Genomic DNA, 13,057 nt, shown 5'->3' on the forward strand with positions numbered 1-13,057 from the left:
CGGAGAACCCCTTCTTGTCCGCTCGCCCCCTCGTACTCGTCGTCTCTCCGGGCGATGAGGCGGATCGCGGCTACTGCCTTGAGCAGGTGGCCGCCGCGTACGACATCGTCCTGCTGACCGGCACCGAGCCGTCGTGGGAGAAGCAGCACATCGTCGACCACGCCGTCGCCGATCTGAACGACACCACCGCGCTGCTCGCCGCCGGCCGAGCTCTGGCGGAACGACACGACCTTGACGGCGTCATCACCTGGGACGAATGGAACCTCGTCCCCACCGCCCGCCTCGCCCGCGCGCTCGGTCTGGCCGCGAACTCCGTCGAGGTGATGAGGGCCTGCCGCAACAAGGCCACCGCCCGCACGTTGTTCGCCCGCCACGGAGTGCCGTCGGCCGCGTCGATGACCGCCCGGACCCTGCGGGAGGCTGAACGGGCGACGAGGACCCTCGGCTTCCCCGCCGTCATCAAGCCCGCCGCATCGGCCGGCAGCATCGGCGTGATCCGCATCGACCGGCTCGAAGAGCTGCCCGCCGCCTTCGAGTTCGCCTCGGCCGGCGCAAGCCGCAGCCGCGAGGACAGCGGCGTCCTGGTCGAGGAGTACCTCGACGGACCGGAGGTCTCCGTCGAATGCGTCACCCACCGCGGCACCACCACCGCCGTCGCCGTGACCCGCAAGCGCCTGGGCCCCGCCCCCTACTTCGACGAGACCGGCCACACTGTCGACGCCGCCGATCCGCTCCTCGCAACAGTGGCGCCGACCGCCGCTGCTGCCATCAAGGCCCTGGGAATCACCGACGGCGTGCAGCACGTCGAGATACGCATGGTCGACGGCCGGCCACGGCTGATCGAGGTCAACGCACGCCTGGGCGGCGACATGATCGGCCACCTCGTCCACCTGGCCACCGGCGTCGACCTCGCCCGGGCCGCCGCCGACATCGCCTGCGGACATACCCCCGACCTGACGCCCACCCGCCACCAGGGGGCGGCGATCCGCTTCATCTACCCCGCCTACTCCGGCACCCTCACCGCCCGCCGCCTGAAGGCACACGTCGAAGGAATGGAGCGCGTGCGCTTTCAGCGACAGGCCGGCGACCCGCTCGTACTGCCACAGGACGGCGGCGATCTGTACACCGCCCGCATCGGCTTCCTGATCACCACCGGGCCGACCGCCACCGCCGCCGAAGCCCGCGCCCAGGAGGCGTACCGCACCCTCGACGTCCAGGTCGCCCCGGTCCCGCCGGCAGCCCTGACTACCGGGCAGCGTGCCGCGTGAGGCAGACCGCAGCGCCCGAGCTGGTGCGCAGCCGCCGCCTGCTGACCGGGTACTTCGCCGGACTGGGTGTGGCGATGGCTGTCTGGGGCGCGCGGATGCCCGCCGTTCAGAGCGCCGCAGAGGTGAGTAGCGCGGGGCTTGCCCTGGTCCTGCTGGCCGCCGCCCTCGGCATGGTCACCGGACTCCAGGCAGGTGGACGCCTCGCCCGCCCGGCCCGTCTGCCCCTGCTGCTGACCGGCGGTGCCATGGCCCTCGCCGCGTGTCTTGCCGTCCTCGGGGTCTGCTCCAGTCTGGAGAGCCTCCTGGCAGCGGCGTTCGCCTTCGGCATCGCTCACGGCGTCCTTGATGTCGCAGTCAATGCCGCAGCGGTCCGATGCCAGGACGCCCATGGTCGCCCCATCATGAGCCAGCTGCACGCGAGTTACAGCCTCGGCGCCCTCCTCGGCGCCGCACTCGCCGCCGCCACCGCCCACACCTCACACACCGTTCTGTTCGCCGCGGTGGCAGCTGGCGCTGCTGCGGCGGCAGGCGCGACCACGCAACTCACCCGCACCGTCGCCAGCCCCGCACTCGAGCCCGTCCACCACGGTGCTGCACCGGGCCCGCACGAGCGGAGGGGGTTGTCCCGGCGTCGATTGTGGCTGCTGGGCGCACTTGCCGCCGCTACGCTGCTGGGTGAAGGAGCCGCTGCCGACTGGGCCTCCGTCCACCTGCACGACCTCGGCGCGACAGCCGCGACCAGCGCCGCGGCGTACGGCTTCTACAGCGCCGCCATGGCCGCAGGCCGTCTCGCCGGAGACCGGCTCACCGCCCGCTTCGGCGCGGACACCGTCGTGCGCACCGGCGCCGCTTTGGCCGCCCTCGGCCTCGCCACCGGACTGGTCGGCTCCACCACCGCCTTCGCCCTCTTCGGCTGGACGGCCTTCGGCCTGGGCCTGTCCGTCACGATCCCCAGCCTGATCACCGCCGCCGGCACCGGCGGACCCCGCGCGGTCGCCACCGTCGCGGTCACCGGCTACGTCGGCCTGCTCGCCGGCCCTGCCCTCATCGGCGCTCTCACCACCGTCACCGCACTGCCGCACGCGCTGTTGCTGCCCGCCCTCCTCGCCGCAAGCGTCGCCGTGCGCGCACCCAAAGCCTTGGAGAAAACGACCCCTTGACCCGCACCTCCGCCTCCCTGAGCGGCGTGGACGCCCTGATCCTCGACTACAACGGAGTCCTCGGTCTCCAGCCCAGCACCGCCATGTGGACCCGTCTTGCCGACCTCGCCGAGTGGCCCGACCGGCATCTTCCCTCGTTCCAGGACGCCTTCTGGGCTCCCCGCAACGCGTACGACGCAGGGGAACTGAGCGATCTGGCCTACTGGGCCAAGGTCCTCGGACACCATCCCGGCCCGCGGTGGCTGCGCACCCTGCGGGCCGCCGACACTGACATGTGGACCCGCACTGACCCGCGCGTCCTCGATGTCCTGTACCGCGCCCGGGCCGCGGAGCTGCCGATGGTGCTGCTCTCCAACGCCCCGGCCCACCTCAGCGACGTCCTGGACGCCACCGTCTGGCGGCGCGAGCTGATGGACCACGCCTTGTACTCCGCCCGCCTGGGCCTGTGCAAGCCCGACCCTGCCGTGTACGAGCACGCCCTGGCTGCCACCGGAGTCGCCGAGCCAGCACGCGTGCTCTTCGTCGACGACCGCGAGGACAACTGCCGGGCCGCCGCCCAGCTGGGCCTGCGCACCCTCCACTACACCGGCCAACCCGCCCACCTGGAACGACAGCTGCTGCCCACCCTCGCGACCAGCACCGGTTCCTGACCGCGCACCGCGTCACTCACCCCCGGCCCCGACCCTCAGGACTTTCGTGCCCGACACAGAAGAGATCGACGGCGACGTCTACGTCTCCCCCCGCTACCTCGCCGCCAGCACTTACACCGGAGACCCGGCTCTGGAACCGCTGCTCGCGCACGGCTTCGACCTGCGTCACGACGACCTCGGCAACGCATACGTCACCGCGCCCGACCACCGCGTCCGACTCGGCTATCTGCCCGAGGGAGACGACGACGGGCTGTGGCGCATCAACGCCTACCAGGACTCGTTCGGCCCGCCGGAGTGGGGCGTCTGCTTCAACGACCGCGTCCCCACCGAGTTCGTCCGCGCCTTCACCACCGCTCTCGCAGAGGCGTACGAGCGTGGCCCGGACGCCTACCTCGCCAGGCCGGTCGCAGGGGGCGACGAGCACGATCCCTTTCTGGCTGTCGTGCCCCTGCTGAAACAGGGCTGGGAGATCGACCGCCCGCGCTGGGGCGTCTTCGCGGTCCAGTCCCCCGAGGGGCTCGCCGGCCTGGAGTTCACCACCGGCGACCTCGATTCGGAAGCCGAGCTGACCACACGCGACGCCCGGTGGCAGATGTGGGCGGGCAATTCCATCGACCGGCCCGCCTGGTACGCCACGGCCAGCACCGACACTCCCGTCGCCCTGCTCACCGCCGTCACCGAGTGCGTCGCCGATCCGGCTCCCCTGCCCCGGTGGCGCGAGGACACCTTCAGCTACGTCAAGGGCATGGCCCAGCTCACCCCGATCTTTCCGCCCGGACCGCCAGCCCCGACCCCGCTCGACGTGCGGCGGGCCGCCGCGTCCCGCCGCCCGGCCGCGCTCCCCGCGGCCAGCGTCCCGCGCTGGAGCACCGCCAGCCGACCGGCCCTGCCGGGTCCACGCCGATAGGACCAGCCCGACCCGACCGGAGACCCCTCTTGTCCCTGCAGGCCCCCGAGTTTTTCGCGGAGCTGTGCCTCACCTTCCACGACAGCACGGTCGTGGGCAACACGTACTTCGCCGCTCCCATCCCCGGCGTACCGCTGCGGCTGCGGATCGACTTCACCGGCACCATCCACGCGGACACCTACGGCGGCCTGCGCCTGGCGGTCGTCCACCCGGACCGCGGCGAGATCGACGCCGTCGCCCTCAGCTTCCTCGACCACGGCACCTTCCACCGCCGCGACGAAGCGACCAACACCCGGCCGAACACCAAGCAGCACGGCACCTTCGACACGTACCACCGCCCCGGCCGGCCCCCGTGGGAGGGAGCCGTCACCACCGGGCTGCGCGACGCCATCGAGCAGTACACCGCCGTCTGGTTCCCCGGCGCCTGGACCGCGTCCGCGCCGAGCCGCGCCGCAGGCCGGACCGCGCACACGGCTCCCGCCATGCCGGTCACCCGCAGCGGCACCCGCGCCCGCTGAGCCGCGCCCCCACCGGCCAGCACCGCACTCCGCACTCTTCCAACAGGAGCCCTGCCCGTGATGAGCCACCCCTTTGAAAACCTCGACCCCGCCCAGACCGTGCAGGTCCTTCCCCGCCACCTCGCAGGGCCCGGCGCCGTCGACCCGCGTACCGCATGGGCCTTCCCCTTCGACGAGGGCTGGCCGTTCGCCCAGACCGACGACGGCACGGCCGCGGCGTTCAGCCCGTGCCTGCGACTGCAGGCCACCTACGACCCCCAGCCCGACCAGCGCGGCAAGGGCACGTGGACCGTCAGCGCGCACCGGGCCCCGTTCACCCCGCCGGCCTGGCGGATCACCTTCGATGCCACCACCCCCGTCGAGCTGCTGCACGACGTCCACACCGAACTGCTCGACCTCTACCTCGAAGACCGGCACAGCGACCACGACCGGCTGTTCCGGGACGAGACGGCGCCGCACGAGGCGTACGTGCCGCTGCTCACCCGCGGGTGGAGCCACGACGTCAAGACCGACGGCACACAGACGTTCCTCACCCCGGAAGGACTCGGCGGCCTACGCCACCGCTACGCCATCAGCGGCTCCAGCGGGCCGGCCTGGCGGGCCTGGGGCGGGCACCCCAGCGAGCCGCACTGGACAGCGCGCTTCTCGTTCGGCACGCCCACCACGCTCGTCGCGGCCTTCATCGCCTCGCTGATCTCCACCGAGCCACTGCACCGCGCCGTCCAGGACGTCCCTGTCCACACCCGCAGCGCCCTCTACATCGCCACCAGGACACCCAAGCAGCCTCACGGCAACACACCTGTCGCCCTGCCACCTCCCGCCCCAGTCGCTGGCCGAGCCCACTGACCTTCCCCCTTCTGATCCAAGGAGTCCTCCTCCTCGTGCACGCACGCTTCGTTCGATCCGCCGCCGTCGCCGTCGCGGTGACCGGCACCCTCACCTGGGCGCCGGCCGCGAGTGCCCAGCCCTCCGAACCGACCCCCTCGGCCTCCGCCGAGACACCGGCCCCGGACGCGGGCAGCGTCGAGATCACCACCACGGACCCGGCCGGGGACGCGCTCCCCGACGCCACGTTCCTCCTGCTCGACTCCGCCGGCCAAGAAGCCGGACGCGGCAAGACCGACGCACAGGGGAAGCTGACCTTCTCCGCCCTCGCGCCGGGCGTCTACCGCCTCAAAGAAATCTCCAGCGGCAGCAGCCTTCACGACACCGTCGATGACCAGGACGTCATCGTCACTCCGGGCACCGCCACCCGGCTCACGATCGTCGACCCGTTCAAGGCCGCCTCGGTCCTGCTGAAGGGCAAGGACGACAAGACCGGCAAGCTGCTGGCCGGGTCCACGGTCAACATCGGCAGCGGCGACAAGACCCTCCTGACGCTGACCACCGGCGCCGACGGAACGGCCAGCGGCCAGCTGCCCATCAACTCCCGTACCGGCACGGACTTCTGGGTCAAGCAGGTCAAGGCACCTGCCGGCTACAACATCTACAAGCCCTCGAAGGCGTTCAAGGCCAAGCCGGGCGATCCCGTGACGGTGACCGTCACCAACGCCAAGACTGCTGCCACCCCGCCGCCCTCGGAGAAGCCGACAGACAAGCCCACCGAGAAGCCGAGCGACAAGCCCTCCCCGGACAAGCCCGGCAAGGACGAGGACACCCCGGCGCCGTCTGCCCCGGGCACTCCGACCTCCAACGAGACCGCGTCGCCCGCTCCCTCCGGCTCGCTCGCGCACACCGGCGCCGACGCCACCCCGTGGCTGATCGGCGGCGCCGGAATCCTGATCGTCGCTGGCGGAGGCGCTCTCTTCGCGGCCCGTCGCCGACGCACGGACGACTCCGCCGCCGACGGCTCCTCCGCGAGCTGACCTGACCCGCGGCACTCCGCAAAGCCCCTGGAATTCGCCCACTGATTCCGGGGGCTTTGTCATGGGCGCGTGTCCGATGCGAGCGGAGGCGGGCGCCACCCGCCGCACACGCGTGGCCCTTGCGCAGAGCGACGCCGAACCGTGAAGACGCGTACGGATATTCGCCTTCAAGAGTGGACTCGCCATCCCGTTGGGGTCGGCCGGTGTCGAACGCCAGCGCGATGTCGCCTGGGTGCGGCACACTGCCGCCGGTATCAGCTTTCCCGTACCAAAGGAGTCGTCCCGGTGGCCGAGCGCATCGTCGTACCCGACCTGTGGACTGGGCGTTGCCTCGCCGTGGACTCCGGCGAGGTCGCGGGCGGAGACCGCGCGGGCGCCGGCGTGTTCGGCGACCGCCGACCCGCCAGCCTGCACTTCACCGACGCCCTGCGGCTGCGCAGACCCGGCTTCGACCGGGTGAAGGTCATGGACCGCATCGGCCTGGCCGCCGCCCCTTCACCGAGGGCGAGCTCGAGCAGGGAGCCGCCGCAGCCCACCAGGCGCTGGAGGTCGTCACCCGCCTCGACTCCACGCTCGTGGCCTCCCGGCTCAACACCCTCCTGGACGCAGCCCGCCCCTACCGGACCGCCGCGGCGGACGAGGTCCGCACCCGCGCGGCAGATCTTGCCGCAGCCCGGCCGACCACCGTCGCCGCCTGAGACCATCGGCCCCATGGGCAAACACTCCCGACCCGGACCACCGAACCAGCCGTCCCGCGCCGTTCCCCGCGTCGACGGCGGCGACCCGCTCGCGGCGTACAACAAGCGCCGCCGCCCGCCGCTGGACGTCCATCGCCGGCACCGCCCACTCCACGGCGGTGGCGGACACCTCCGCCCGGACGAGCCGAGGGCTCTGGAGGAGTGGAACGGATTTTCCTACGAGCCCGCGGGCACCGCCGCGAACCTCTCGGAGGCCCAGCGGTGGGTGAACGAGCAGACGACCAGCGCCGACAATGGGGAGTCCGCTGCCTGATCCGGCCGCCCCTACGGTGTGCCGTCGAGTCCGGAATCGGTGCCGTTGAGATTGCCGACCTTGCGGCGGTAGCGGCCCTGGGCTGCCTGCTCGGACTCGACGCCGAGGGCAGCAGCGATCTTCTTGAACGTCAGCAACGGCTTGCCCGTGCGGGTACTGGGCGTACGCGCGGCCAGCAACAGGGCTGCCTCCAGGCCCTCCAGGTCGTCGCGGGCGACCTGGAGCAGCGCGAGCGCGGCAGCCGCGTCGTCTGCACGGTCCTCGGGTACCTCCGTGATGCCTGCGGTCTCCCGCCACCGCGGGTCACAGGCGAACACGCGCCGGGCCTGGTGGGCGTGGACCGCGTGCAGCAGCGCGGCGACCGATACGTGCGGCGTACGATCCTGGATCTCCTGCACGGCGTCGGCGTAGTCCTCGGAGAGACGGGCGAGTAATCCGGCCTGTTCCTCGTCCATCACGTACGGGACCGGCCGGGGCGGACGAGTCTGCTTGTGGGAGTTCGTCATGCCTCCCACCCTCGAGGCACAGCAACATGCTGACAACGCCACGCTGTCAGCGCAGTGTTGCATTTCGGGGCGCACGGGAGTGCACCGCGTTCTCCGGATGCCCTTCAGTTGCGCCCTTGGAGGCCCGCAGCGTCTTCACCACCTGGCGTCCGCATGTCCGCAGCGGCCAGGATTGACAGGCAACGCTCTCTCTCGCGGACAGCATGTCGCGGAAGGACGACAACGTGCCCCTCGCAGTACTCCTGGCCGGCCTCACAGGCTCTGGGAAGACCACCGTCGCCCAGGCCCTGGTCGGCCACGGCTACCTCCGGCTGTCCGTGGACGAGGAGGTCCACCGCCTCCACGGCCGGTACGGCGTGGACTACCCCGAGCGCACCTACTTCGAGCGTGAACGGCCCGTGGTCGAAGCGATCCGGGACCGGTTCATCAATGAGATCGAGGCCGGGAACGACGTCGTCCTGGACCACGGCCTGTGGCGCCGTGCCGAGCGCGACGCCTGGCGGCAGGCCGCCCGCGAAGCGGGCGGCCTGCCCGTTGTGGTCTACCTCCCCGCCGACCGCGAACAGTTGCTGCGGCGCCTGGCCGAACGCAACGTACGCGAGGACGCCAACGCGCTGACCGTCACCCCCGGCGCCCTGGACGACTTCTTCGCCCGCTTGGACACCCCTACCGACGACGAGGACGTGATCGTCTATACCGGGGACCTAGACGCGCTAGCGGTGGCGCTCTCCGAGGCCCGGGGTCTGTAAGGCCGCCCAGCCCCGGAGCGGGTGCCGTCGCACCAAGCATCCTGGCGATCACGGAAGCACTGGCACACTGATCTGCCCAACTTGCCCATCAAACCAGGGAGATCACCCGATGAACGCCACCCCCGCCGCCGACGCCCAGCGAATCGAACCAGTCGAGGATCGCACCGGCGGCTGCCTCTGTGGTCGCATCCGCTTCACCGCTCAGGGCCCCGCGGGCTTCCCCCACACCTGTGAGTGTGGGCATTGCCAAAAACTCGGTGGCACCCCCGTGATGTGGTGGGTGGGGTTCGCCACCGTCACCTGGACTGGCGAGGGTGGCGAGCCGACCTGGTACGAGACCTTCCCTGGTGAGGCGAAGCGCGGCTTCTGCCCGACCTGCGGCAGCCGCGTCGCGGCGATCGACAGCGACATCCCGGATATCGGCATCAACGTCACCGCCCTCGACGACACCAGCGGCGAAGACCTCGTCCCGATCCACGCCTCCTTCCACGACAACGCCGTGGGATGGCTGCCTTCGGTAGCCAAGACCGAGCCCACCACGGCCAGCTGACCGAGAGCCGGACGGACAGGGCACTTCCGAAATGCGCGGGGCTACTTTCTGGATGAATTAGTGCTGCCGCCCCACCGAGACTGAAGCGGAAGCGAGAGCCAGAACTTTGGGTTTTCGGGCGGTGTCGGTTTCGACGAGTTTGGGTGCGGAGCACGGGACATCGGTTGATGCATTGTCCGCCGCCCGTGAACGGGTCCGTCGAATTCATCGAAGAGGCCCACAACGCGCCTGTAGAAACGGCAGAGTTGGTCTTACAGGAACTGCTCATCCCGTTCGCTGGATGGCCGTCCCGCTCCTTCGACGGCTGCCACCTAGAGGAGGCACAAGACGTGAACACAAGGACTTGACAGGGAACTGTGCTCGTGCGCGCATTGCACGCGCCTGTCCGGTTCTCCCGCGATGGCCTGGGTCGGTTTCCACAGGGACGCCCTGAAGTGGACGGGCCCGGCAGGAGAGCCGGACTACTTCTCCACTTGGCCGACTCTCCACCGAGGATCCTGCCAGCGCTGCCACACCCAGCTCACCTCTGTCGCGGACGGCTCGGACATGATCACGGTGACGATCTTCAGCCTCACCCGCAGCGCGGAACTGGCCCCGGTTGGACACAGCTACCGCGAGATGTCGGCGCCCTGGATGACCATCACGCTCGCGCCCGACCCGCGACCCGGCACGTGACGGTCGGCAGCTAGCCTCCACGCTTGACTCACGCGCTCATGGGATTGGCGGATCTGATAACCGACCCCCACGACTGTGACCACCACTCATGCCGACATACCGCCGTGCTGTTGTTCGAGCCCTGCGCCGGCCCCGATGACGGCCGCCGCTTCTACGCGTGCGATGGTCACGTGGGGCTGTTCGCCCGGAGCGTGGCTTTCGCGTCGGCCGCAGGCGGAAAGGTCGTCTGAGAGCGGCTGTCCGTGCTCCCCGCCCTACTGTGGAAGGGCAACGATCTCTCCTGGGAGCACAACGAGTGACAGCGTCAATGGAGCGGCTCTGCGACTGGGTCGTCAATAAGGACAAGGTCTGGGTGCACGGCGACCGGATCACCGACGGCCACGTCGCTCTCGACATGCGCCTCACTCCAGGGCTCGACCCTGGTGAGGTCGGCCGGGACGGGCAGTGGGTCCTCCGCAAGGCGCAGCCCTCGCGCTGGGTGTCTGAGCAGCACCCCGACCTCTCAGGCGTCCTTCCGGACCCGGCCGACGGCGCGGACTGGAGCGAGGTCGCCTGGTCGGCCTGGGTGACCCGCGGTCTGCGTATCGGCGCGCTACAGGGCGCCGCGGTGGCAGTGGACCACGGATGGCTCTCTCGCCTCCAACCCGGCTATCGGGTCGAGGGGGCTCCAGGACACGCGTTCCTGCGGATCGTGACCAAGAACCCCGAGCCGTCGCTGCTGTCGGGCGGTGCCGCGCACCGAACGGTGATCGGTGTCGTGATGCCCACGCCCATCGAGGGTTCGGGGGCTGTCCTTGAAGCCATCGTGCAGGACCTTGCCGGGTGAGCAAGCGGCCTCAGCTTCCAGGTGACCCCTCCGACCTGTACCTGCGGATCTCCTACGACGACGAACTCTGGGACACCCCGCAGGCCGACACGCTGGAGCGGTGGAGTGTGTCCGTCCTCCACCGCCGGCGTGTGCACGACGGAGGCCAGGGGGCGGCGGCTACGAGCAGTTGCGTCACCGTGGGGTGCCCCGCGTGCACGGTCGAGGACGCCACTGTGGGGTCGATGACGTTCTACCGGGTGCACCTCGACCGCGGCCGGAACGCGTTCCGGGCGATGGAAGAGGAATCCGAGGAGCTGTACGAAACCGCCCAGGTGCTCCTCGATCCCGAGACGGGCTTCTTCACCAGCGAGGTCAGCGAGCTGCTGGAGTATGTCGGCTCCGCGCTGCTCGTCATGGACCGGGTGACGCTGGATCCCCCGTGGCGTGGGCACGGACTGGCGGCTGTACTCGGCTGCGAGGTGATCCACCGGCTCATGGCCGGCTGCCGGGCCATCGCCTGCTCACCTGGCATCACCGACCTCAGCAGCCGGCGTCTGACAGACCAGGCCGAGTGGGACCGCGTGAACACCAAGATCGCCCAGGGATGGCGGAGCCTCGGGTTCCGCCTCTTCCGCGACAACGTCTATCTCCTCTCGCCTGCCTCGCAGGACCTGGAGGAACAGCGCGGCGCACTTCGAGGGCGGCTCGCAGAACTCGGTGCCTCCTGGCGGAAGGGCACATCATGACCGGCCTCGCCACCGCGAGAGGCGGGCACGCCAGGGGCCGGACTAGGAGTGGGCGAGGGGTAGGTCGTAACGGCTGACGGCCAGGTATGTCTCCGGCGTCGCCGATTCGAGGAGACCCTCGTCGCCCTCCAGGTCGAGTTCCGGCTCCCGGGGACGGCGCAGGAGGTCACTCCAGTTGCTCGCCCCACCCCGCTCGTAGGCGTCGCGGAGTAGAGGACGCAGCCGTGGGCGGGCTTCCTCCTGCTGTTCGCGGAAGATGCGCCGCTGGGTGAGCCGCTGTTCTTCCTGGGCTTCGTCGCTGAGTTGCAGGTCGGCGGGAGGTTGGTCCTCGGCGCGCAGTCCTGGGGTGCGTCGGGCGATGGCGAGGTCTTCCTCGTGGAGGCGCTCGCAGGCGGCGAACAGCTTCCGGGACATGCCGAGGTGGACCTCAGTTCCGGGGATGCGGCAGCTCAGGAAGTCGTCGAGGCCCATGGAGCGGATTCCGGCGCGCAGGGCCTGCTGCTCCGCGCCGGTCGCTGCTCCGCGGGCGTCGGCCCGCATGGCGAGAGTGAGGTCATCGCCTTCCAGGGGCGTGGTCAGCCCGGAGCGGCGGTGACGGGAAGCGCGGTCGGCGGGAACGGGCACGGTGCGCAATTGTGAGGCGGGAGCCGAGCGCAGCGCCAGGTAGGCGAGCATCTGGGCGCGGGCCGCGCCGATGAGCGCGTCGTCGCTGTCTCCGAGCCGGTCTTCCAGGTTGCCCGGGCCCGCCGCTTCGTCGTCGGCGTCAGAGCCGTCAGAGCCGTCAGAGCCGTCGGGGGCGAGCGGGGGCTGGCCGGGGTGCAGGTTGTGGTCGATGGTCAGGAAGAGGTCGTCACCGGGCCGTACGGACGCCCCGACCAGGACGGTGCGGTGCGCGTACGCGCCGAGGACGTTGCTGCCGGCCGCCAGCTGCGCCCACCCCTTGCGGAGCGTGCCGAGACCCACGTCGCCGCCCTTGGCCTCGATCAGCCAGTACAGCTCTTCTGCCTCGTGGCGCCCCCACAGGTCGGGCAGCCTCTTCTTCGGATCCTTGAACGTTTTGTACAGAGCCGGGACGGGGCCGCCGAGTTCGAGGTGCTCGGTCTGGCCGAGGCCCAGCAGCGAGCGGCAGGCCCACTCGGTCATCGTCATGCCCAGCCGGTAGCCGGCGGCATTCTTCGCGCTGCGCTCGGTACCGTGCGTGTAGACCGGGTTCCAGGTCAGGCGCCGGCCCTTGGCGCCCGGTACGGGATGTCGGGGATTCACGGGGTGCGCGCCGAGGTAGGCGTACAGCGGGGAGACACGGGCAACGAGTTCTCCGTGTGCGTAGCGCGGCTGGTTCTGCAGGTGCGGGGTGATGTCGCGGCCGACTTCGGTGGCAGCCTTGATGATCTCCCGCCATGTGGTGGTCGGGGCGTACCAGCCGTCGTCCGCCGGGAACCCGTCCGACCCGGCCCACGCCTTGTGCTTGGCCGTCCGCCACTGCCTCCGGGGCTTCTTCGCGGGCCCGTTGCGAAACAGGACCGGTATGTCGAAGCTGTCGGCGTAGGTCAGCGGCGGCTTGTCGGGGACGTGTGCGGGGATCATGCGGATCACTCTGGCACGGCTCAGGATCCTTCCTGACGCCGGGCGGCGGGCCGGCGATCT

The 13,057-nt window shown here is 70.6% G+C and carries 16 protein-coding genes; 14 read left to right on the plus strand and 2 right to left on the minus strand.

Going from position 1 to position 13,057, the window contains the following annotated elements; all coding sequences use genetic code 11:
• The first annotated feature begins 14 nt into the window (after positions 1-14).
• The 9 genes from ACIBAF_RS23115 to ACIBAF_RS23155 all read left to right on the plus strand — a co-directional run bounded on the left by ACIBAF_RS23115 (position 15) and on the right by ACIBAF_RS23155 (position 7,379).
• Complete coding sequence (locus tag ACIBAF_RS23115; protein ID WP_399465289.1) at positions 15-1,268, plus strand: ATP-grasp domain-containing protein; 1,254 nt, start codon at positions 15-17, stop codon at positions 1,266-1,268.
• Positions 1,265-2,428 carry an MFS transporter gene (locus ACIBAF_RS23120; protein ID WP_399465290.1) on the plus strand — a complete coding sequence of 388 codons (1,164 nt, stop codon included), beginning with the start codon at positions 1,265-1,267 and terminating at the stop codon, positions 2,426-2,428. The genes ACIBAF_RS23115 and ACIBAF_RS23120 overlap by 4 nt, the downstream gene beginning before the upstream one ends.
• Positions 2,425-3,078, plus strand: coding sequence for an HAD family hydrolase (locus ACIBAF_RS23125; protein ID WP_399465291.1), 654 nt, complete (start codon positions 2,425-2,427; stop codon positions 3,076-3,078). The genes ACIBAF_RS23120 and ACIBAF_RS23125 overlap by 4 nt, the downstream gene beginning before the upstream one ends.
• 46 nt (positions 3,079-3,124) lie before the next feature.
• Entirely contained in the window at positions 3,125-3,985 is an 861-nt protein-coding gene (locus ACIBAF_RS23130) for a DUF317 domain-containing protein (protein ID WP_399465292.1), read from the plus strand.
• 29 nt (positions 3,986-4,014) lie between these two features.
• On the plus strand, positions 4,015-4,503 hold the full coding sequence (locus ACIBAF_RS23135) for a hypothetical protein (RefSeq protein WP_399465293.1): 489 nt from the start codon (positions 4,015-4,017) through the stop codon (positions 4,501-4,503).
• Between the two features lie 60 nt (positions 4,504-4,563).
• Complete coding sequence (locus ACIBAF_RS23140; RefSeq protein ID WP_399465294.1) at positions 4,564-5,349, plus strand: DUF317 domain-containing protein; 786 nt, start codon at positions 4,564-4,566, stop codon at positions 5,347-5,349.
• A gap of 35 nt (positions 5,350-5,384) precedes the next feature.
• Positions 5,385-6,368, plus strand: a complete 984-nt coding sequence (locus tag ACIBAF_RS23145) for a SpaA isopeptide-forming pilin-related protein (protein ID WP_399465295.1) — start codon at positions 5,385-5,387, stop codon at positions 6,366-6,368.
• Positions 6,369-6,943: 575 nt separating this feature from the next.
• Positions 6,944-7,066: a hypothetical protein gene (locus ACIBAF_RS23150; RefSeq protein ID WP_399465296.1), complete on the plus strand. Its 123-nt coding sequence runs from the start codon at positions 6,944-6,946 to the stop codon at positions 7,064-7,066.
• A 13-nt stretch (positions 7,067-7,079) separates the two neighbouring features.
• A complete protein-coding gene (locus ACIBAF_RS23155) occupies positions 7,080-7,379 on the plus strand; it encodes a DUF6087 family protein (RefSeq protein WP_399465297.1) in 300 nt (99 codons plus the stop codon).
• 11 nt (positions 7,380-7,390) lie between these two features.
• Here ACIBAF_RS23155 and ACIBAF_RS23160 read toward each other — a convergent pair whose 3' ends face one another.
• A complete protein-coding gene (locus ACIBAF_RS23160) occupies positions 7,391-7,885 on the minus strand; it encodes a hypothetical protein (protein ID WP_399465299.1) in 495 nt (164 codons plus the stop codon).
• 224 nt (positions 7,886-8,109) lie between these two features.
• Between ACIBAF_RS23160 and ACIBAF_RS23165 the strand changes: the two genes are divergently transcribed.
• The 5 genes from ACIBAF_RS23165 to ACIBAF_RS23185 all read left to right on the plus strand — a co-directional run bounded on the left by ACIBAF_RS23165 (position 8,110) and on the right by ACIBAF_RS23185 (position 11,413).
• Positions 8,110-8,634: an AAA family ATPase gene (locus tag ACIBAF_RS23165; protein WP_399465300.1), complete on the plus strand. Its 525-nt coding sequence runs from the start codon at positions 8,110-8,112 to the stop codon at positions 8,632-8,634.
• Between the two features lie 109 nt (positions 8,635-8,743).
• Positions 8,744-9,184, plus strand: coding sequence for a GFA family protein (locus ACIBAF_RS23170; RefSeq protein WP_399465301.1), 441 nt, complete (start codon positions 8,744-8,746; stop codon positions 9,182-9,184).
• A 354-nt stretch (positions 9,185-9,538) separates the two neighbouring features.
• Positions 9,539-9,859, plus strand: a complete 321-nt coding sequence (locus tag ACIBAF_RS23175) for a GFA family protein (RefSeq protein ID WP_399465455.1) — start codon at positions 9,539-9,541, stop codon at positions 9,857-9,859.
• A 295-nt stretch (positions 9,860-10,154) separates the two neighbouring features.
• The gene (locus ACIBAF_RS23180) at positions 10,155-10,685 is read left to right on the plus strand and encodes a hypothetical protein (protein ID WP_399465303.1); all 531 of its coding nucleotides are present in this window, start codon (positions 10,155-10,157) and stop codon (positions 10,683-10,685) included.
• Positions 10,682-11,413, plus strand: a complete 732-nt coding sequence (locus ACIBAF_RS23185) for a hypothetical protein (protein WP_399465305.1) — start codon at positions 10,682-10,684, stop codon at positions 11,411-11,413. Before ACIBAF_RS23180 ends, ACIBAF_RS23185 begins: the two co-directional genes overlap by 4 nt.
• A gap of 42 nt (positions 11,414-11,455) precedes the next feature.
• Here the strand turns inward: ACIBAF_RS23185 and ACIBAF_RS23190 are convergent, their stop codons facing one another.
• Complete coding sequence (locus tag ACIBAF_RS23190; RefSeq protein WP_399465306.1) at positions 11,456-12,997, minus strand: gamma-glutamyltransferase; 1,542 nt, start codon at positions 12,995-12,997, stop codon at positions 11,456-11,458.
• Between the last annotated feature and the right edge of the window lie 60 nt (positions 12,998-13,057).

Source organism: Streptomyces sp. NPDC051677 (assembly GCF_044453465.1).
Taxonomy (GTDB): domain Bacteria; phylum Actinomycetota; class Actinomycetes; order Streptomycetales; family Streptomycetaceae; genus Streptomyces.